Annotated in this window: 19 protein-coding genes; 4 read left to right on the top strand and 15 right to left on the bottom strand. The window is 61.3% G+C overall.

Annotation, left to right across the window (positions count from 1 at the left end; genetic code table 11):
* Positions 1–39: 39 nt before the first annotated feature.
* The 11 genes from MTX36_RS11470 to MTX36_RS11420 all read right to left on the bottom strand — a co-directional run bounded on the left by MTX36_RS11470 (position 40) and on the right by MTX36_RS11420 (position 11,232).
* Positions 40–1,674 (bottom strand): thiamine pyrophosphate-binding protein, encoded by a 1,635-nt coding sequence (locus MTX36_RS11470; protein ID WP_243619872.1) that lies wholly within the window; start codon positions 1,672–1,674, stop codon positions 40–42.
* 11 nt (positions 1,675–1,685) lie between these two features.
* The gene (locus MTX36_RS11465) at positions 1,686–2,468 is read right to left on the bottom strand and encodes an SDR family oxidoreductase (protein ID WP_243619871.1); all 783 of its coding nucleotides are present in this window, start codon (positions 2,466–2,468) and stop codon (positions 1,686–1,688) included.
* A 42-nt stretch (positions 2,469–2,510) separates the two neighbouring features.
* Positions 2,511–3,260, bottom strand: a complete 750-nt coding sequence (locus tag MTX36_RS11460) for a 3-oxoacyl-ACP reductase family protein (protein ID WP_243619870.1) — start codon at positions 3,258–3,260, stop codon at positions 2,511–2,513.
* Complete coding sequence (locus MTX36_RS11455) at positions 3,260–3,760, bottom strand: cupin domain-containing protein (protein WP_243619869.1); 501 nt, start codon at positions 3,758–3,760, stop codon at positions 3,260–3,262. Before MTX36_RS11455 ends, MTX36_RS11460 begins: the two co-directional genes overlap by 1 nt.
* Before the next feature lie 42 nt (positions 3,761–3,802).
* Positions 3,803–4,600, bottom strand: a complete 798-nt coding sequence (locus MTX36_RS11450) for an alpha/beta fold hydrolase (protein ID WP_243619868.1) — start codon at positions 4,598–4,600, stop codon at positions 3,803–3,805.
* Between the two features lie 5 nt (positions 4,601–4,605).
* Positions 4,606–5,397, bottom strand: coding sequence for an aspartate dehydrogenase domain-containing protein (locus MTX36_RS11445; RefSeq protein WP_243619867.1), 792 nt, complete (start codon positions 5,395–5,397; stop codon positions 4,606–4,608).
* On the bottom strand, positions 5,394–6,329 hold the full coding sequence (locus MTX36_RS11440; RefSeq protein ID WP_243619866.1) for a VOC family protein: 936 nt from the start codon (positions 6,327–6,329) through the stop codon (positions 5,394–5,396). Before MTX36_RS11440 ends, MTX36_RS11445 begins: the two co-directional genes overlap by 4 nt.
* 88 nt (positions 6,330–6,417) lie before the next feature.
* Positions 6,418–7,869 (bottom strand): aldehyde dehydrogenase, encoded by a 1,452-nt coding sequence (locus MTX36_RS11435; RefSeq protein WP_374230471.1) that lies wholly within the window; start codon positions 7,867–7,869, stop codon positions 6,418–6,420.
* A 29-nt stretch (positions 7,870–7,898) separates the two neighbouring features.
* Positions 7,899–9,269, bottom strand: coding sequence for an MFS transporter (locus MTX36_RS11430; protein ID WP_243619864.1), 1,371 nt, complete (start codon positions 9,267–9,269; stop codon positions 7,899–7,901).
* Between the two features lie 193 nt (positions 9,270–9,462).
* A complete protein-coding gene (locus MTX36_RS11425; RefSeq protein WP_243619863.1) occupies positions 9,463–10,239 on the bottom strand; it encodes an ABC transporter permease in 777 nt (258 codons plus the stop codon).
* A 24-nt stretch (positions 10,240–10,263) separates the two neighbouring features.
* Positions 10,264–11,232, bottom strand: a complete 969-nt coding sequence (locus MTX36_RS11420) for an ABC transporter ATP-binding protein (protein WP_243619862.1) — start codon at positions 11,230–11,232, stop codon at positions 10,264–10,266.
* A gap of 116 nt (positions 11,233–11,348) precedes the next feature.
* Here MTX36_RS11420 and MTX36_RS11415 point away from each other — a divergent pair, with 116 nt between their 5' ends.
* Entirely contained in the window at positions 11,349–12,317 is a 969-nt protein-coding gene (locus tag MTX36_RS11415) for a YafY family protein (RefSeq protein ID WP_243619861.1), read from the top strand.
* A 114-nt stretch (positions 12,318–12,431) separates the two neighbouring features.
* On the opposite strand, the gene MTX36_RS11410 is transcribed toward MTX36_RS11415, so the two are convergent.
* Positions 12,432–12,635: a cold-shock protein gene (locus MTX36_RS11410; protein ID WP_072689769.1), complete on the bottom strand. Its 204-nt coding sequence runs from the start codon at positions 12,633–12,635 to the stop codon at positions 12,432–12,434.
* Between the two features lie 313 nt (positions 12,636–12,948).
* Here MTX36_RS11410 and MTX36_RS11405 point away from each other — a divergent pair, with 313 nt between their 5' ends.
* The 3 genes from MTX36_RS11405 to MTX36_RS11395 are packed head-to-tail and all read left to right on the top strand — an operon-like array spanning position 12,949 to position 16,317.
* Positions 12,949–13,158, top strand: coding sequence for a heavy-metal-associated domain-containing protein (locus MTX36_RS11405; protein WP_094274397.1), 210 nt, complete (start codon positions 12,949–12,951; stop codon positions 13,156–13,158).
* A 7-nt stretch (positions 13,159–13,165) separates the two neighbouring features.
* The gene (locus MTX36_RS11400; RefSeq protein ID WP_243619860.1) at positions 13,166–14,074 is read left to right on the top strand and encodes a DUF748 domain-containing protein; all 909 of its coding nucleotides are present in this window, start codon (positions 13,166–13,168) and stop codon (positions 14,072–14,074) included.
* Entirely contained in the window at positions 14,074–16,317 is a 2,244-nt protein-coding gene (locus MTX36_RS11395) for a cation-translocating P-type ATPase (RefSeq protein WP_243619859.1), read from the top strand. Before MTX36_RS11400 ends, MTX36_RS11395 begins: the two co-directional genes overlap by 1 nt.
* Before the next feature lie 59 nt (positions 16,318–16,376).
* On the opposite strand, the gene rsmA is transcribed toward MTX36_RS11395, so the two are convergent.
* Genes rsmA through MTX36_RS11380 form a run of 3 tightly spaced genes read right to left on the bottom strand, consistent with a single transcriptional unit; the run spans position 16,377 to position 19,538 of the window.
* Positions 16,377–17,276: a 16S rRNA (adenine(1518)-N(6)/adenine(1519)-N(6))-dimethyltransferase RsmA gene (rsmA, locus tag MTX36_RS11390; RefSeq protein ID WP_243619858.1), complete on the bottom strand. Its 900-nt coding sequence runs from the start codon at positions 17,274–17,276 to the stop codon at positions 16,377–16,379.
* Positions 17,277–17,286: 10 nt separating this feature from the next.
* A complete protein-coding gene (locus MTX36_RS11385) occupies positions 17,287–18,414 on the bottom strand; it encodes a resuscitation-promoting factor (RefSeq protein ID WP_243619857.1) in 1,128 nt (375 codons plus the stop codon).
* A complete protein-coding gene (locus MTX36_RS11380; protein ID WP_243619998.1) occupies positions 18,414–19,538 on the bottom strand; it encodes a resuscitation-promoting factor in 1,125 nt (374 codons plus the stop codon). The genes MTX36_RS11385 and MTX36_RS11380 overlap by 1 nt, the downstream gene beginning before the upstream one ends.
* Positions 19,539–19,676: the final 138 nt, after the last annotated feature.

Raw genomic sequence — 19,676 nt, 5'->3', positions numbered from 1 at the left:
CGCCATAGCAAGATCAACCCGGAAGCGTGCTCACTTCCACTACTTCCCCGGAACAGTCACCGGAGGTGTGAACGGAGTCGGCATCGGACCGTACGACGCCAGGTCGACCTCCACGATCACCGGAGCCTGGAGTTGCACTGCTTCCTTCATGACCCGGTGCGCTTCGTCAGCATTCCGAATCATCAAGTGTGGAACGCCGATCGATGCTGCCACAAGTGCAAAGTCCGGAGTCAGCAGGTCCACCGCATACTCGTCGGATCCGCTGCTCTGCTGCATGTTCCGAAGGACGCCGTAGCCGCCGTCGTTGAACACGAGCAATACCATCCACGGCTTCTCCTGCGCCATTGTCAGGATCTCGCCGAAATGTACTGCGAGACCGCCGTCTCCGACCAACGCGAGCGTCGGGCGGGTTTCGTCGGCCAAGGCCGCGCCGATCGCCATACCGAGGCCCTGTCCGATCCCGCCGCCGCGGGGGAAGATATTGCTGCGCGGATCAAACATGGGCAACAACCGGTTACCCCAGGAACTCGATGCGATTGTCACATCACGTGCAATCACCGAACCCTCGGGAAATGCTTCCCGCACAGCGTCACTGAGGACAGCATGATCGCCGAGCCCCGCCCGCTGCTTTGCACGGACCTCGTCGCGGGTAGCGCGGGCTCGATCTGTCCAGCCGTCCTCAACCGCGTCACCGAGCGAATCCGATTCCAGCAACGCCTTGACGAACTGACCGATTTCACCGACGACACCAACACTTGCGGAGTAGACACGACCCGGCGCAGCCGGATCCAGATCAATCTGAACGTGAGCATCCGGGACGGTGATGGCGTAGTCGCCCGTCTCGTTGGAACGGAAGTGAGTTCCCAACGAGATCAACAAGTCTGCGTCCGCAAGCAGGGCTCGAGCGACCGGGGAAGTGGCGTAGTTTCCGACGCACAACGGGTGATCCTCACGGACCGCGCCTCGACCCGAGTTGCTGCTGATCAGCGGCGCGCCCAACTGCTCCACCAACGCCGTGAGTTCGGCGCCTGCCCGTGCGACTCCGCCGCCTGCCCAGATCACCGGACGGCGTGCAGCCAGAATTGCTTCTCGCGCAGCTTCCATCTGCTCGGCGACGAGAACCGACGGCACCGCAGCAATCGGTTCAGCCACATCGACCGTGTGCGCTGCGTACTGAAGATCGATCGGCCACTCGACGCTGGCCGGGCCGCCGGGAACGGCCAAAGCGCGAGCAACACTCTCTCGCAGTACTTTCCCGGCGCTGTCGGCGTCGAGAATGGTCTCCGCCGACGCGGATACCGCGCGCAACATCGACAACTGATCCTTGGTCTCGTGGATGAATCCACGCCCGGAGCCGAGGTACTGGCTCTCCACCTGACCGGTGATATGCAGGACCGATGTTCCGGCACTGAGCGATTCGATCAACGAACCAGCAGCATTGCCGGCGCCGGTTCCGGTGCTTGTCAACGCGCAGCCGAGTCCCCCGGTAGCCCGGGCATATCCGTCGGCAGCACTGACAGCAGTCGCCTCGTGCCGAACGGGGACGAAGCGCAACTCGCGGCACACAGCTTCCACCAACGGGAGGTTGTGCACGCTGACGATGCCGAACACGGTGTCGACGCCGGCTTCACGAAGTACCTGGACCAGCAGGTCTCCACCATTTTTCTCAGACATAGCAAGTCCTCTCAGACATAACGTGCGACGCCGCCACAGACGTCGAGACTGGTACCCGTCACATAGGACGAGCGCGGCGAAAGCAAGGTCACGATCATTGCGGCCACCTCTTCGGCGTGGCCGAATCGGCCGAGGCCAATTCCGCGGTCGGCGGCAATTTCCGCTTCCCATTCTGCGAAAGTTTCGGAGGTGCCCGACTCCTCGTAGCGTCGACGCCATTGACCGGTATCGACGAGTCCAAGAGAAACAGAATTTACTCGAATACCTTCGGGTGCAAGCTCTATCGAGAGCGACTTGCTCAAGTTCAGTAGGCCGGCCCGGGCCGCGCTCGTGGTGACGAGGCGGACCTCGGGCTGGCGCGCCAACACCGCACTGATGTTGACGATGGACCCGACGCCGGAGCGTCGTAGCATCGGAAGGGTTGCATCGACGGTGTTCAGGACGCTGGAGAACTTGAGATCCATCTCGTCCCGCCAGTCGTCGAGAGTCGCTTCATTGCGAGGCTTCATACGCGAGTTTCCGGCGTTGTTGACTACGCCGTCGATCCCGCCGAACCGAGCTTCGGCAGCGCGAGCCAAAGCGGTCACAGATTCCGGATTCCGTACGTCGGCAGCAAGTCCCAGAACTCGCTCGCCCCCCGGCAATCCTGCAATGACACCGCGCAACCGCTCTTCGTCCCGAGCGCAGGTGACGACGTTGGCACCCTCCTCGAGTAGCGATTGCACCGTGGCAAGTCCGACTCCCGAACTTCCACCGGTCACCAAGTACGTGCGGTCCTTCATCTGTAAATCCATCGAGCAAACCCCTTCGCGTGCAGTTGATCTCAGTGGTTCGTACTAGTGCAGGACGAACCCGCCGTTGACCACCAGTTGTTGACCCGTGATGTACGACGCCTCGTCCCCCATCAAGAACGCGACGGCGCCAACCAGATCCGATGGTTGCTGTGGCCTCTCCAATGCCCTGTTGAGTCGGTAGAGTTCGTGCCGGTGACCGGGCACCTTCTCAGCCGATTCGGATTCCGTGAGCCCCGGAGAGACTGTGTTGACTGTGATCCCGTACGGCCCGAGGTCGCGCGCCATTGCTCGGGTGAGAGCCGAGACGCCACCTTTCGATGCGATGTAATGCGCCAATTTGGGCGAGCCGTACAGGGCCGCGTCGGATCCGATTGTTATCACCCGTCCGCTTCCGTTCTCGATCAGAGAAGGGATTACGGCGCGGGATACCAAGAATGTGCCACGGAGGTTCACCCCGAGAACACGATCCCATTCCTCAACGGAAAGCTCGTGTATCGCTTTGCCTCCCACCCCGTCTGCCAACGCTGCGTTGTTGACAAGGCCGTAGAGCGGGCCATCGGCAGTGACGGCCGTTGCCATTGCCGCTACCGACGTTTCGTCACGGAGGTCAACCTGTACGAACCGCGCATCCACACCGTCGGCACGCAGTTTCTCGACAGCGGCCTCACCCCAGTCCACACGGATGTCAGCAAGCCAGAGTGTGGCGCCATCGACTCCGAGCCTGGCAGCAATGGCCAGGCCCAGTCCTCGCCCGGCGCCGGTGACGAGGATCGACCTTCCGTGAAGTGCCATCAGTCGCGCGTGATTCCGTGCATCGCAGACGTTTCCGGGTACGTCGGAATCTGCGGCTTCTGCGCGCCGATGATGACGCAGAACAGGGCGTTGATTTCACCGTTGTTCTTGAGGCTGCGCGGCACACCGGCGGGAACAACGATCATGTCGCGGTAACCCAGAGTCCGCTTCTCGACGGTACCGTCGCGATGGATTCCGACCTCCACCTCACCTTCCAACACGAAGAAAGCCTCTTCGACGTCATGGTGCGTGTGCTCTGGCCCCTCGGCGCCGGGAGGAAGCAGCATGTTCGAGAAGGTGAATCCCTGCGATGCAATGGTGCGGTTGTCGGACTCGTGGTTGCCGGTGGCTCCGGAACCTACATAGCGAATCTGCGCACGCTTGAACTGATCTCCGGCTTTGGCCTGAAATCCGAGGGTGTCCCAGTCCTCATGACGGCTGTCCTTGGTCAGGATCAGCGAATTAGTGTATGCCGCAAGGTCAGCGGTGTCGTAGTCCATGTTGGTCTCCTTTGATCAAGTGGTTGTAGCGGTCTCGCAGTATCAGTGATTGCGTAGCTGTTCGGCGATGAAGACGAAGGAATAGAACCAGGCATTAAAAGCTTGTGGCCGTTCCTGATTTGCCAGATGGCCCGCACCGTTGACCGTGACGAACACCGCGCTTTCGATACCGCCGGCCAACTTCTGGCTGGCCGGCATTCCGGTGATGGTGTCCTCATCTCCGCACAGGACAAGCGTGGGAACTTTGATCCGGTCGAGCACCGATGTGTGATCGGTTGCAGCCATGGAGGCTGCCGCCCCGCTGTACCCGGTGGGCCGAATCGAACGGCCCATGAGATCCACGGCAGACTGTATTTCTTCCGGACCAGCCTGCGCAGAAAGAAGTTTCGGTGCGCGTGCCTGAGCGAAAGCCGACGCACCGAGTGCGTTCAGCTGGTCAACTCTCGCACGCATCCCGGTGGCACCCTCCTCGGTTGCACCGGACCCGACCGTCGAACTGCCGAGAACGAGACTGCGCACCAACTCGGGATGGCGAAGCGCCACTCGGGTAGCAATCACACCGCCCCAGGACATTCCGAGGAGATGCGCACCTCGCTCACCGCAACGCTCCGCAACAACGGCGGCAACAAGATCTGCATAATCGTCGAGGGTGTTCTCGTGACCCGGATCAGCCGATCGGGCGTATCCCGGAGCATCCCAGGCGAGCATTCTGAGCTCACCGGCGAGTTCCTCGAATTGCGGGGCGAAAGAATCCGAACTACCACCGATTCCGTGCAGCATCATCACGGCAGGTCCCGTACCTTCGTCACGGATATGAAGCTTTTCGAGGGGCATGGTCATCGCCGCTATCCGATCAATCCGGTGCGCCCCAGGAGAACTCCCAAGGTACGTAGCACAGCGAAGGGCACAATCGCGCTGGTCCTGGGGTTCTCCGGGCTGGGAAGGTTTTCGAGTGTGAATTGATAGTTTCCGACGGGTCCCCGCGCGATCACCTCGTGCCTCGTCAACGTCGCTGCCGGATCGGCTATCAGCTTCACCTGAACGAGATCACGGTCGGACACTGCAAACGACACTGCGGTTGCCACGTTCAGTGAACGTGGAAACAGCCGCGACGCTTCCTCGGCGCCGCCTTCGAAGACGGTCAGAGCCGATTGTGTCGACCGAACCTCATCTGCTCGTTCTTCCGACATCCAAGACTGCACAAGCGATCCGGGCAGCTTGGTCGTCTGCACCGCCACCGAGTCGAACGGTGCTGCATCGGAAGCTGCGCCCAGCAGATCAAGCCCACCGACTGCGCCTGTGGTGCAGAGCATTCGGCCTGGACAAGCCTGCAACCGAGCCACGAAGGCCGGATCGGACAATGCGCCGGCAGACGAGATCACCAGACCGCGCCCCGCCCCGAGAATTGCCTCAGCATGGTCGAAAACGACGGACTGGCCGGCGCATTCGATCAGAACGTCACTGATTTCGATTGCCTTGTCCAGATCAACCTGCGGTACCGGTGCATTCGTGACCGGGGCACTGTCCACGATGGATACCAGCGTAACTCCCGGCATGGCGCCGGAAAACAGTCGATCTGCAACTGTCCGTCCGATACTGCCATGTCCGATAACGCTGACCCGGATGTCGGGACTCATGAGAGCGTCGCGTTCGATGCCGGAAAGCGTTCGAATGCACCCGGATCCGCGATACCGGCCATACGTTCGCGCACTTCGGCCGACGGCGGACCGGCTGTCCCCCAGAGGTCGGATAGCTCCGGCACGCGCCGCCACACCTTGCACAACCAGCGGTCCTCTTCGACCTGAGCGATTCCGGAGGTGTACTCGCACACCAGTCCTGCCGGGTCGCCGAAGTAAGAGAACGTGTTGTCTCCCGGCCCGTGCTTGCCCGGACCCCACAGCGGCAGGACACCGTGGTGACGCAACCGCCCGATGCCGCGCATGAAATTGTCGACCGTCGACATCTCATAGGCCACATGATTGACCGAAGTCCACGGCGCCTGGTTGAACGCGATGCTGTGGTGATCGGTGTTGCACCGCAAGAACGCCATCTGGTGTTCGGACCAATCGGAGACCCGCATTCCCAGTACGTCACTGTAGAATTCGACGGCTGCGTCGATATCGATCGTGTTGAGTACGACGTGGGTGACACCGACAGGAACTGCGTCGCTGGTGGCGATCTTCGCGACGGCGAAGGTGTCTGCCAGCAATTCGATGACCCGGCCTTCAAGGTCCACGAACTGCAGTCCATATCCGCCGCCCACTGCGTCGACCTGCCCCGGACCGCCGACGATGGCGATTCCGCGGGCTTCGAGTCGCCGAGCTGCCTCGTCGATCTCACGCGGAGTGCTGACGGCAAACGTGATCCGTCCCAAACCGTTTCGCTCAGCTGCAGTCAACTGCACTGCGTGATGTTGGTCCCCTGTCCCCCGAAGCCACGCACGATCAGCCCCGGCTTCCACGACCTGAAGACCCCAAACCTCGGAATAGAAATTTACGGAGTCCACGCAGGCAGTCGTACGGAGTTCGACTGACCGCAACGCGCGCAGTCGTGCAATCGGTTCATTCATGCCCACTCCTTATGCTTGATATATCAGTATCTTAGCGCTCAAATAAATGAGCGCAAGAGGTTCGAAGATGATTCCTCTTCAGGCCGGTTCAGTCCGCCCAAGGATTGGGCTGCTCGTCCAGACCCCAGTAGATGCTCTTTTGACGCGAGTAGGCCGCAATACCGGCCCGACCCTTCTCAACCCCGAGTCCGCTCTGCTTCACCCCGCCGAAGGGCGTAGAAATGCTGAACTGCTTGTACGTATTGATCCACACAGTGCCCGCCTGCAAGCGTCTAGCCAGCGACCACGCCCGCTTGTAGTCTCGAGTCCAGATGCCCGATGCTAACCCGTAGACCGAGTCATTCGCCTGCGCGACAAGGTCTTCCTCGCCCCGAAACGGCAGCACAACGAGTACCGGTCCGAAGATCTCTTCTTGACAAACTTTCGCGTCGTTGCTCAATCCGGAAATAATGGTCGGGAGATAGTATGCGCCGTCAGCTAACGCCGGATCCTGCGGGATGCCGCCGCCGCACAGGACCTGTCCGCCCTCCTCACGTGCCAGATCGACGAACTGCGCAACCGAGTCACGGTGGCGATGATGCACCATCGATGCAACCTGCGTTCCGGGCGTACGCCCGGGGCCGACCGTCAACGAACGGGTCTTGGCTACCAACTTCTCCACAAACACGTCGTAGATCGACGCGTCCACGAACAAGCGCGAACCAGCAACGCAACTCTGTCCGGTCGACGAAAAGACTCCGTAGGCAACACCATTGACAGCTAGTTCAATATCCGCATCGTCGAGGACGATCGTCGGCGACTTGCCTCCGAGTTCGAGAGAAATCGGCATCAACTTCTCCGCTGCCAGGTGCGCAAGTGCGCGCCCCGTCGTCGTACCTCCGGTAAACGTCACCTTGCCCACCGCGGGATGACGCACAATCGCGCCCCCCACTACCGAACCCCTCCCCGGCAGCACCGAGAACAGGCCCGCCGGCAGACCCGACTCGTCGATCAAGCGAGCCAGAGCCAGCGAAACCAGCGGAGTCCACTCTGCCGGCTTGAGGATCACGGCGTTGCCGGCAGCGAGAGCCGGCGCAATCTTCTGCGCATCACTGGCGATGGGTGAGTTCCAGGGCGCAATGGCGCCGACCACGCCGATCGGTTCGTACACACTCATCGTCAGGTAGTTGCCGCGCGGTGTCGTCAGATCTGCGTCCGCAGTTTCCAGCACGGCAGCAAAGTATCGGAAGGTCCCAGCCGCACTGGCGACCAAGCCCGCCGTCTCGGCCAACGACTTTCCCGTGTTGAAACTCTGCAGCAATGCCAAACGCGCAGCATTGCTTTCGATCGAGTCGGCAATTCTGTGGAGGTATCGCGCACGGTTGTGAGGCAACATGTCTCGCCACTGCGGGTCCGACGCGGCAGCGCTGCCGCGTAGAACGGCCTCGTCAACGTCGGCGACCACTGCGTTGTCAATCTCTTGCAGGACCCGACCGTCGCTCGGATCGATCACCGATGTTGTTGTACCGCTGCCGCGCTTCCAGATTCCACCAAGAAAGATTTCGTTGGGAACCGATTCGAATTCGCCGCTCACTGTGAGATCTCCTCGAGCGTCTTCTGCTTGGTCTCGACTGCAAAGATCGCAACGACGACAGCTCCGACCAGTGACACGATTCCGAACATTGTGAACAGGAAGCTCAACGAGTTGCCGCGATCGATGATGAACCCGACGACGAGGGGTCCGACAACAATTCCGAGACGGCCGGCGGCGCCACCGAAAGCACAACCGAGAGCGCGCATCCTGGTGGGGTACAGCTCAGCGGTGTAGACGTACAGGGCCATATTGACCGCGAAGACGAAGAGAGCTGAGCCGGCGGACCAGAACAGAACCTTGGTAGCGGTATCCGCGCCGGTGGATGCGAGCATGAACAGCATGGTGCTGCACAGAACCATCGATACTGAGATGCAGATTCGACGCCCGACGTTGTCGATCAGCAGAGCGACCATGACGCAGCCGATCAAACCTGCCACCGATGTCAGGATGCTGTAGTGCAATGCCGTGTCCACGCTGACATTGAAGGACTTGCGGTAGAGCGTCGGTAGCCATGACGCAATGCCGTAGTTGACGAAGTATGCGGTCAGCCAGATCGTCGCCAACATCAGCGTCCGTCGAAGATAGATGCCCTGGAACAGTTCGACGAATCGAGCGCGCTTGAGCTGCAGATCAGCACCGACAATCGGCTCCGGCTCAGGAAGCGTCTTTCCGTACTTGACGCTGACATCGTGTTCGATCTGCGCCATCGCGCGCTCGGCGTCGTCCATTCGGCCTCGTGATGCCAGCCATCGCGGGGATTCCGGAAGTTGCTTCAACAAGGGCAGGAGAACGATGGGAACCGCACCGAGGGCGAACAACCACTTGTAGCCGAAGTTGGGGACCATCCACGCAGACACGACAGCCGACGCAACCAGGCCGATCGGGAAAATGACCTCGTACATCAGTACGAATCGTCCACGGCCGTGCGCCTTGGTGATCTCACCGATGTAGCTCGCCGCCACCGGCACCTCGGCACCGAGGCCGATTCCTTGGATGAATCGGAAAACGAGGAATAACTCCAGACTGTCCGTCAGTGCCATGCCCAGGCTCATCGCTGCGTACAAAGCGAGCGAATAGACGATCACGTTGAGGCGTCCGACACGGTCGGCCAGCCACCCGCCAGCGAGCGCGCCGATGAGCATTCCGATGCCGCCGATTGCAATGACCCAAGCGATGTCCGTCGCGCTGAGGTCCCACTTCGGCGCGAGCTGCGGAAGCGAGTAGGCAATCATCAACTGGTCGAATCCGTCGAAGAAGGTGACCGCGCCGACGATCACGCGGGCCTTCACATGCCATCTGCTCATCGGTAACCGCTCGAGGCGGGCGCTGATCAGTTCTGCAGCTCGCGCGGTGCTCTGCGAGGCCATGGTCATAAGTTTCCTCCGCGAATGAATGAAATTACCTAAGCGCTCAATCACTTAGGGCTTAGATGTAATCCCAAGCACAGCACTTTCGTCAACCGTTGATTTCATCCACGCAACAGTGTAGAGCGAACAATCAGTTAACGAGAGGTCAGTACCCATTCACGTTGCGAACGCATACCGACTGACCGGCAATTCTCTACTTCACTGCGCGCACCCCAACCCCAATTCCGACAATTGCCACAGTGACTGCAGCAACCACTCCGGCGAGCACACTTCCCGATGCAAAGTCGCCGGCAAACAGCGCGCGCTCCGCATCAACGACGTAACCCAGTGGATTGATGTTCACGAGAACCTTCATCCAACCTGGCGCGTCGTCGAGCGGAAGCATGGTTCCCGACAGAATCAGAAGCGGGAACATCAGCGTCTGCTGCACCACCCAGAACATCCAATCCTGCTCACGCACAGCCAAAGCCAAAGCGTAAGACAAGGCTCCGAGACCGACGCCGAATACTCCGAGAAGAACGATGCCGACAGCTGCACCGGCCGCATTCACGTCCAGGCCGAGTGGCAGGGCAACAAGAATGATGAGAATCGCCTGTGCTGCAAGCGGAACCATCTCCTTACACGCCCGACCGATCAACAACGACGAACGTCGCAGCGGCGTCACCAGCATGCGTTCGTGAGATCCCTGTTGCATTTCCAGGAGCAGGTTCGATCCGGTCATAGTCGTTCCGAAGATCGCGATCATCACCAGAACACCGGGGATGAACCAATTCCACACGCCGTCACCGGTTCCCGGAACACCCTTGAGTAGCGGACCGAACAGGGCAAGCAAGATCAGCGGTTGAATCAGGCTGAAAATGATACTGACAGGGTCACGCAGCATCGGTCGCAACTCGCGACCCATTACAATGGCACTGTCCCGAACAATGTTGCCGCGCACTACAGCTGGATCATCAAGAGCAATAGTCATCGTCATATCCTTTGTCGTCGACATTCAGGACGCAGCCGCTGCAGCGCTCTCGCGCAAGCTACGGCCGGTGAGGGTAAGGAACACGTCGTCAAGTGTTGGACGCGTGATATCGGCGGTCAGTACCTGAGCTCCGCGGGATTCGGATTCACGCAAAAGTACAGGAAGAGTCGAATCTCCCTGGCTTGCACGGATACTCAAACGTGATCCTTCAACTTCGATCTCGCGAACCGTGACGAGCTGCTGCGCTGCCGACGCCGCAATCTTGGCTTCTTCCTCGGTCTCGAAGGTCACGACAAGATGATCTCCGGCCAAATCCGCCTTGAGTGCAGACGCCGTATTGTCCGCGATTACCGTTCCCTCATCGATCACGATGACTCGCTCGGCCATCGAATCCGCTTCTTCCAAATAGTGCGTCGTCAGCACAATCGTCGTGCCCATCTCGCGGCGCAACCGCAGAATGTGCTCCCACAGATTTGCCCGACTCTGCGGGTCCATCCCCGTCGTCGGCTCGTCGAGAAAAAGGAGCGGTGGACGATGCACCAAGCCCAAGGCGATATCGAGCCGCCGCCGCTGCCCGCCCGAAAGGGTGCTGACCTTACGAGTCGCCAATTCCTCGAGTTCGAGGTCGCCGAGCAATTCGTCGGCGCGGACCTGCGAATTCGGCTTCGTCATTCCGTAGCAAAGCCCCTGCGTCACCAACTCGTCCCGAACGCGCTGGTTGTGACCGGCTCCGTTTCCCTGCCCGACGTAGCCGAGCCTCGATCGCACCTCGCTACGAGCGTCGGACACGTCGAAACCTGCAACCTTTGCCGTGCCGGAAGTAGGCTCGAGCAGCGTCGTCAACATCCGTAGGGTTGTCGATTTACCAGCCCCATTAGGTCCAAGTAACGCCACCAACTCTCCCTCGGCAACATCGAGGGTGACCCCTTTCACCGCTTCGACCAGCTTCTTTCCCTGCGCGAAGTGCTTGGTCAGCGCCTTCGTCTCGATCATCGGCCCGCTGTAACTCACGATGTCGGCCCCGCTTTCTCTCGATTGGCCCGGTGGGAGTTCAGCGTAAAATCAATTGCGGACCATTACGGTCCTCAATCTCTGCAAAACTGGGATTCATGAAAGAGACGTCGGCTCGCCTACTGCGGTTGCTGTCCCTGCTTCAAACCCGGCGGGACTGGTCCGGTGCCGAGCTTGCGGATCGGCTCGCCATCACCCCTCGCACAGTTCGCCGCGACATCGATCGGCTCCGCGACCTGGGGTATCCCGTCGACGCCAGCGTCGGAGTGGGCGGCGGCTACCGCCTCAGCGCCGGTGCCGAGATGCCGCCGCTTCAACTCGACGACGAGGAAGTACTAGCCGTAGCGCTGTCATTGCAGTCCGGTGCCACCGGATCAGTAGTCGGTATCGGCGAGGCCTCGATGCGCGCACTGACAAAACTGCGTCAGATCATGCCGTCGCGGTTGCGTCACCGACTCGAATCCCTGCAGATCGACGTTGTTTCCACGCCTCCGGCAGCGAGTGCCGTGGACGCCGGAGTGCTGACCGCGATCGCGTCCGTCTGTCACAACCATGAGCGTCTGAGATTCGACTACACCGCGCACGGCGGCGCCACCAGCCGACGCGAGGTGGAACCTTATCGACTGGTGCGTTCGGGATTGCGATGGTATCTGGTTGCCTGGGATCTGAGCCGCGACGACTGGCGCTCGTTCCGCGTCGACCGCCTGGAGCCCAAAATTCCGACGGGCCCGCGCTTTGCACCGCGAGAACTACCGGCAGGCGGAGCTGCGGAATACGTATCGGCCGGCGTTAATCGTGCGTACACATCTACGCGCGCAACAGTTTTGCTTCATGCCCCGATCGAAGAGGTCGCACCGATGGTCGGCGAGCAGTGGGGATCAGTCGAGTCTTCTGACGAAGGTCGTTGTGTAGTAGCACTTTCCGGCACTTCACTGCGCTCGATCGCGCACTGGCTACGAGCCTTCGATGTCGACTTCACGATCGTGAGCCCACCCGAGTTGCGCGACGAGTGCCGCGCAATCGCGGACGAACAACGAGTGGTCGTGCAGCGCTATCTTGAAGCGTGAGAACATCTTTCGAAGATGCTGCAAAATCTCCAAACAAGAAGGCCCCAACTCCGAAGAGTTGGGGCCTTCTTGATATACGTCATGTTTCGGTTTTACCCGAAGGTCATGTGCGTCTTAGATCAGGGTAACGCCGGTGGCCTGCGGGCCCTTGTTGCCCTGACCGATCTCGAACGCTACGCGCTGATTCTCCTCGAGCGTGCGGAAGCCGCCACTCTGGATTTCGGAGTAGTGAACGAAGACGTCAGCACTGCCGTCTTCGGGAGCGATGAAGCCGAACCCCTTCTCGGAGTTGAACCACTTCACGATGCCCTCTGCCATGTAAATCTCCTCTAACACAGTGTCTACAGGCAGTCACTGCGACCGCCCGGGCCACTTACTACGACCGTTCTGAGACAAATCCGTGGAGGATGTCCAAACGTCCGCAACTTAACCATTTGCGAGCGTGGAACCACAAACACAAACACTTACGACCAACACAAGTAGATCACAGATCTGCAGCTTTGTCTCGTTTGAGTCCCAGATCACCACCCGCCCCATTGACAGGCATACCCCCCGGGGGTACCTTAAATCTCGAAGCGATACCCACACCGGGTATCCGTACAATAGAGTTAATCAACCGAAGGGGCTCGCCATGACCACCGCCGAATACACCGTTTCCGGGATGACCTGTGGACACTGCGTCGGATCCGTCAAGGAAGAAGTCGGCAACATTGCGGGCGTAACCGCAGTGGACGTCGACCTGGCGAGCGGACGAGTCACCGTCATCAGTGACGCACCCGTCCCCGCAGCCGATATCGTCGCAGCAGTCGACGAAGCCGGCTACTCCGTCGTACCAAGCTGAGTCAGCCGTGCGCACCTCCACAACACTTGCCACCTACGCTGTAGGGCTGGTCGCCGTATTCGGCGCCGCCCTCGGCGTGGGGGCCGTAATCGGAAGCCCGATAGACATGTCCACCACCTCGCACAGCACCCACGAATCCATGCCCGGCGCAGACGCCGCAACACCTGCCGGACTCGAAGTCTCCTCCGGCGGATACACACTCAGTGATGTCACTGCCCCCGAAAGGTCGGGCGCGGCAGGAACTCTGAGCTTTCGCATCCTAGACAGCCACAACCAGCCGGTAGTCGACTTCGATACCCTGCACGAGAAGAAACTCCACCTGATCGTCGTTCGCAGCGACACCACCGAGTTCCGCCACGTACACCCGGTTCTCGCCGCCGACGGCACCTGGTCCATCGACTGGACCTGGCCCAGCGCGGGTACCTACCGAGTCTTCGCGGACTTCGACCCCACCGACGGCACCCAGCTGACGCTTGGCCGAAACATCGACGTGGCAGGCGAATTCACACCGGCTCCCCTACCTCCGGTATCCACAACCGCGTCGGTCGACGGCTACACCGTCACCCTCGACGGTGATCTCACCACCACCGGAGGCCCGATCACGCTGAACGTCGCGAGGGACGGCGTCCCGGTCACCGATCTCGACCCGTACCTCGGCGCCTACGGCCACCTCGTGGCGCTGCGCACCGGAGACCTCGCTTACCTGCACGTTCATCCCGAAGGCGAGCCGGGCGACGGCGTCACAGCCGCCGGTCCCGACATCTCCTTCCACGCGCAGGCACCGAGCGAAGGCACCTACCGCTTCTTCCTCGACTTCCAACATGGGGGCGTCGTCCGCACAGCCGAATTCACGGTCACCGCAGGAACACCCGCAGAAACACCTGTAGCACCCGAGAATCACACCGGAGGTCACTGATGACTACGCCTACCGCTGTAGACAGCGTTGAGCTCGCGATCACGGGAATGACCTGCGCCTCCTGCGCGGCCCGAATCGAGAAGAAGCTCAACAAGATCGACGGTGTGACGGCAACAGTCAACTACGCCACCGAGAAGGCGAAGGTCACCTACCCCGACACGGTATCCACTGACGAGTTGCTGGCCACCGTCGCAAACGCCGGCTATTCCGCTGCGCTACCCAAGCCGCGGACATCAGCAGCCTCCGTCGACGACGACACCGAAACCACTCAGGACCGCGACCTTCGCGAGCTGCGCAATCGGCTGATCGTCTCGACAGTCCTGTCCGTGCCTGTCATCGCCATGGCGATGATCCCCGCCATCCAGTTCACCAACTGGCAGTGGCTCTCCCTGACGCTGGCCGCACCGGTCATCGTCTGGGCGGCACTGCCTTTCCACCGGGCTGCCTGGGTCAACCTGCGTCACGGCGCCGCCACGATGGACACACTCATCTCCTTGGGCACCATCTCGGCGTTCCTGTGGTCTCTGTACGCACTGTTCTTCGGAACTGCCGGCGAAGCCGGGATGAAGCACGCGTTCAGCTTCACCGTCGACAGGATGGACGGTAGCGCCAACATCTATCTCGAGGTCGCTGCCGGCGTCGTCACCTTCGTACTGGCCGGACGCTACTTCGAGCACAAATCCAAGCGCACCTCCGGCGCCGCACTGCGCGCACTCATGGAACTCGGCGCAAAAGACGTCGCCGTGCTGCGGGACGGCACCGAAGTACGTATTCCCGCTGAAGACCTCGTGGCCGGCGATATCTTTATCGTCCGTCCCGGCGAGAAGATCGCCACCGACGGTGTCATCACCGAGGGCCGATCCGCCGTCGACATGAGCATGCTGACCGGCGAATCGGTACCCGAGGAAGTCGGCGTCGGCGACAGTGTCGTCGGAGCAACCGTCAACGTGGGCGGCACACTCACCGTCGAAGCCACTCGCATCGGCAGTGACACACAGCTCGCACAAATGGCCGCACTGGTCGAGGATGCCCAGAACGGCAAGGCTGAAGTTCAGCGCCTTGCCGACCGGATTTCCGGGATCTTCGTACCGATCGTCATCGCGATTGCCGTTGCCACCCTGGGCTATTGGCTCGGTACGGGAAGCCCCATCGAGATGGCCTTCACCGCCGCAGTCGCTGTCCTGATCATCGCCTGCCCCTGCGCGCTCGGATTGGCAACGCCCACGGCATTGCTGGTCGGTACCGGACGGGGCGCTCAAATGGGCATCCTGATCAAGGGACCGGAAGTACTGGAATCGACTCGCGCAGTGGACACCGTCGTCCTCGACAAGACCGGAACCGTCACCACCGGGCAGATGACACTGCTCGACACCGTCGTGGCAGAAGGGACATCCCCCGAAGAAGTTCTGCGGTTGGCCGGAGCACTCGAACATCGCTCCGAACACCCCATTGCCGCCGCAATTGCCAAGGGCGCCGCCGAAAAGGTGGGCGAGCTTCCCCCCGTCGAAGATTTCGCAAACATCGCAGGTCTCGGAGTGCAGGGCATCGTCGACGGATACGCCGTCGTTGCCGGCCGAGAGGCACTCCTCACCGACTGGTCGATGACGCTTCCCGAAAATCTGCGGGCCGCCAAGGCCGCTGCAGAAGAAGCCGGACGCACGGCCATCGCCGTCGGCTGGGACGGAGCGGCACGCGGTGTTCTCGTAATCGCCGACGCCGTCAAGGACACCAGCGCCGAGGCCATCCGCCAGCTCAAGGAACTCGGCCTCGAACCGGTTCTGCTGACCGGCGACAACAAGACCGTCGCCCGCACCGTGGCCGATCAGGTCGGGATCACCACAGTATTTGCCGAGGTCATGCCCGCCGACAAGGTCGATGCAATCAAGAAACTGCAAGCTGAGGGCCGCATCGTTGCAATGGTCGGCGACGGCGTCAACGACGCAGCCGCGCTGGCTCAAGCCGATCTCGGGTTGGCTATGGGCACGGGTACCGACGTCGCGATCGAAGCGAGCGACATCACGCTGGTCCGCGGCGACCTGCGCTCGGCAGCCGACGCGATTCGGCTCTCACGTAAGACCTTGAAGACCATCAAGGGCAACTTGTTCTGGGCCTTTGCCTACAACGCGGCGGCAATCCCCCTGGCCGCTGCCGGCCTGCTGAACCCGATGCTTGCCGGTGCCGCAATGGCATTCAGCAGTGTGTTCGTCGTCAGCAACAGCCTGAGGCTGCGCCGGTTCAAGTAGGGGCTTCGCCCCTGTGCGCCGTTTTGGTAGTGGTTACTACCAAAACGGCGCACAGGGCGCTACGCCTCTACTGCAGCCAGTCGAACAAATGTTGCGGCGTCGAGCATTTCGCCACGCAACTGCGGCTCGATACCCGCGGCAAGGAGCCGACGCTCAGCTTCAGCGGGCGAGCCTGCCCAACCACTCAGCGCTGCCCGCAACGTCTTTCGGCGCTGCGCGAACGCGGCATCGACTACCGCAAATACTCGTTTGCGATGCTGCTCGTCCATCGGCCACGGCGGCTCGGCGTAGCGGTCGACTCGCACCAGTCCGGATTCCACCTTGGGCACCGGCCAGAACACGTTGCGCCCGACGGCTCCCGCGCGGCGCACCTCACCGAAGAAGTTGGCTTTGACGCTGGGAACACCGTAAATCTTGCTACCCGGATCAGCCGCCAAACGATCGGCGACCTCAGCCTGCACCATCACCAGCGCAGTGCGCAGGCTCGGGAGCGAAGCAAAGAGGTGCAACAACACCGGCACGGCCACGTTGTACGGAAGGTTTGCGACCAGGGCCGTCGGCTCCCCCGGAATCTGAGAAGGCAGCACGCGCATCGCGTCGGCCTCCACGACCGTCAGCCGGTCAGCCAGTTCAGGCGCACGCTCGGCAACAGTCTTGGGCAGACGAGCTGCGAGATTCGGATCGATCTCGACCGCAATGACCTGCTCGACGACGTCCATCAGAGCCATCGTCAGCGAGCCGAGGCCCGGCCCGACTTCGAGAACGACGTCATCGCGGGTGACCCCGGCGACATTGACGATGCGTCGCACGGTGTTGGCGTCGTGAACGAAGTTCTGCCCCAACTGCTTTGTGGGGCGCACACCGAATTCCTCGGCGAGCGCGCGCACCTCGGCCGGGCCGAGCAGCGCTGCCTGCCCGCGAGGGGTGGCGATGGGTTGGTTCGATTCGACGTCTGACACAGGTAAGAACTTAACCCAGTCCGAGGCGGCCCGAGCACGACGGCCATGCGCCCCAGCCCTGGGTGCGCTGGGTTTGCGTCGCAATCGCGATCTGCTCCTCACGGGAGGCGAGGTCTGCGCGGGCTGCGTACTTGAGGCCGCCCTGACGCTCCCAGGTGTTCTGGTCGAACTGCACGCCGCCGTAAAAACCGTTGCCGGTGTTGATAGCCCAGTTGCCGGTGGCCTCGCACTGCGCGAGAGCGTCCCAGGTGCTGCCGTTTTGAACCGGCGGAACTTCAGTGCCCGGCTTGGTGCCGACACGGACAACCTTGGGCTGCGCCGGTGTGGTGATCGTCTCGGCAACCGGAGTGCGGCCGGTTTCGACACCGTTGACCAGATTGACGGCAAAAGTAACGTCGCGAACTCCGGGCACGCCCGGATTTTCGACAATCGTGCGGCTCTGATTCATAGTGGGATCCTCGACGCGCTGATCCGGCGGATCGAGCGGCAACGTCTCCATCTTGCTCTCGGTGCGATTGCGCGTCACCGTGATTTCGAGGCCTTCGGTCAACGGCGCATCCACCGCGGGAACTACCGTGTCGGTCGGTTCCAGCGGAGTTCCGTTGGCGGTCAAGAACTCACCGACGGTGGGCGCGGCAATCCGGACGTCGGCAACAGGCTGCGCTCCGTCGACCAGCTTTGCGACGACGGGCGTCAGAACGTCCAGCGCCGCACCGTCGAGCGGCAGACGCTGCGAGCGTGAAGCTGAAACATGAACGTCGGCAGCGACATCCAACTGCTTCAAGGCGTCGTCGACCGTGAGAGCTGTTGTCCACAATTGCTGAGGCTGACCGTCGACAGTCAACGTGATTTCACGAGCTCGTCGTAGAACAACTGTGTCGCCGTCGGACAGCGACGCATCGGATGCCGGTGCGACTGCGTCTTTGTCACCGATCGGGTAGCCGGCATCGGCCAGGATGCCGTCGACTTTGCTTGCCATGGTGCTGAGCTGGATCTGTTCACCGTCGACGTCGAGGGTGATCGTCTTGTGGTTGACCAACGCCAGTAGTCCGCCGGCTACCAGCGTCACGAGCAGCGCGGCGATCATCGAGTAGAGCAACGGCGATCGGGTCGCGTTGATCTTGCTCAGCGGCGACATCAGCGAAGGCCCAATTTGCCTGTGCAGGAGGGCCAAGCTCCCCAGCCCTGACCGGCGCGAACCTTCTCACCGATCGCGATCTGCTGTTCGCGTGTCGCGAGGTCGGCGCGCGATGCATACTCGCCACCGCCGAAGGCTTGCCACGTGCTCTGGGTGAACTGCAAACCACCGTAGAAACCGTTGCCGGTGTTGATCGCCCAGTTGCCCGTGGCCTCGCACTGTGCGAGCGCGTCCCACGTCGACGCATTGGAAATGGCCGGTACTGCAGGTTCTTTGGTGCCGACCTTGATCACTGCCGCAACAGGTTCCTTGACCACTGTGGCAGCAACTTCGGTACGGCCGGCTTCAACGCCGTTGACGGTCTTGACCTCGAGTGTTGCGGTGCGCTCACCGGGAACACCCGGATTCTCGACGACAGTCTTGTCCTTCTCCAGCGAAGGATCTTCGATCTTGTTCTCCGGTGCCGCGATCGGTTGAGTCTCGACCCGGGTATCGGTGCGGTCGCGGGTAATTTCGATGGTCAAACCCTCGGTAACCGGAGTGTCCACGGCCGGTACGACGGTGTCGGCTTGCTCGAGCGGCGCATTGCGTGCGGCGAGAAGCTCTCCGACGGTTGCGGCTGCAAGCTTGATTTCGGTGGCCGGTGCGCCGCCGTCGGCAACTTTGACGACCTTGGGGCTGATGACGTCAAGTTCGGTTCGTTCGAGCGGGAGACGATGCGAGCGGGACGCCGAAACAGCAAAATCGTCGGCCACGTCGAACTGCTTCAACGCTTCGTCAACTGTCAGCGCTGTCGTCCAGACCGTCTGAGGCGTTCCGTCGACGTTCAACTGCAACTCACGTGCACGACGGAGAACTACGGTGTCACCGTCTGCAAGGGAAGCGTCTGCGCTGGGTGCGAGAGCGTCCTTGGAGTCGACGGCGTATCCGGCCTTGTCCATAGCGCCACCGACACTGCTCGACATCGTGGACAGCGAGATCATCTCGCCGTCGACGTCAAGGGTGATGTTCTTGTGCTGGACCACCGCGAGCGTGCCGCCGACGATCAGCGTCAGAAGCAGCGCGGCCACCATGGAATAAAGAAGCGGTGACTTCGCGGAGTTGATCTTGACAAAAGGCGACACAATAAATCCCAAGGCAGTCGGACGTTCGGTCACAATACGGTAACGGCCTAGCACCGTATCGGCAACCAAAACGCAACGAACTGCGACCTTTGTCACGGATTGACAACGGCGTGTCGCATATTCGTAACTATCTCGGAC

The sequence above is a fragment of the Rhodococcus sp. ARC_M6 genome, from assembly GCF_022810305.1.
Lineage (GTDB): Bacteria > Actinomycetota > Actinomycetes > Mycobacteriales > Mycobacteriaceae > Rhodococcus_F.
The sequence above is the reverse complement of the archived record's forward strand: the minus strand, read 5'-3'. Positions and strand labels throughout refer to the sequence as shown.

Coding starts and splice junctions, on each gene's coding strand:
- MTX36_RS11470 (WP_243619872.1), bottom strand. CDS start 1,674: ATGTCTGAGAAAAATGGTGGAGACCTGCTGGTCCAGGTACTTCGTGAA.
- MTX36_RS11465 (WP_243619871.1), bottom strand. CDS start 2,468: ATGGATTTACAGATGAAGGACCGCACGTACTTGGTGACCGGTGGAAGT.
- MTX36_RS11460 (WP_243619870.1), bottom strand. CDS start 3,260: ATGGCACTTCACGGAAGGTCGATCCTCGTCACCGGCGCCGGGCGAGGA.
- MTX36_RS11455 (WP_243619869.1), bottom strand. CDS start 3,760: ATGGACTACGACACCGCTGACCTTGCGGCATACACTAATTCGCTGATC.
- MTX36_RS11450 (WP_243619868.1), bottom strand. CDS start 4,600: ATGACCATGCCCCTCGAAAAGCTTCATATCCGTGACGAAGGTACGGGA.
- MTX36_RS11445 (WP_243619867.1), bottom strand. CDS start 5,397: ATGAGTCCCGACATCCGGGTCAGCGTTATCGGACATGGCAGTATCGGA.
- MTX36_RS11440 (WP_243619866.1), bottom strand. CDS start 6,329: ATGAATGAACCGATTGCACGACTGCGCGCGTTGCGGTCAGTCGAACTC.
- MTX36_RS11430 (WP_243619864.1), bottom strand. CDS start 9,269: ATGGCCTCGCAGAGCACCGCGCGAGCTGCAGAACTGATCAGCGCCCGC.
- MTX36_RS11425 (WP_243619863.1), bottom strand. CDS start 10,239: ATGACTATTGCTCTTGATGATCCAGCTGTAGTGCGCGGCAACATTGTT.
- MTX36_RS11420 (WP_243619862.1), bottom strand. CDS start 11,232: ATGATCGAGACGAAGGCGCTGACCAAGCACTTCGCGCAGGGAAAGAAG.
- MTX36_RS11415 (WP_243619861.1), top strand. CDS start 11,349: ATGAAAGAGACGTCGGCTCGCCTACTGCGGTTGCTGTCCCTGCTTCAA.
- MTX36_RS11410 (WP_072689769.1), bottom strand. CDS start 12,635: ATGGCAGAGGGCATCGTGAAGTGGTTCAACTCCGAGAAGGGGTTCGGC.
- MTX36_RS11405 (WP_094274397.1), top strand. CDS start 12,949: ATGACCACCGCCGAATACACCGTTTCCGGGATGACCTGTGGACACTGC.
- MTX36_RS11395 (WP_243619859.1), top strand. CDS start 14,074: ATGACTACGCCTACCGCTGTAGACAGCGTTGAGCTCGCGATCACGGGA.
- MTX36_RS11385 (WP_243619857.1), bottom strand. CDS start 18,414: ATGTCGCCGCTGAGCAAGATCAACGCGACCCGATCGCCGTTGCTCTAC.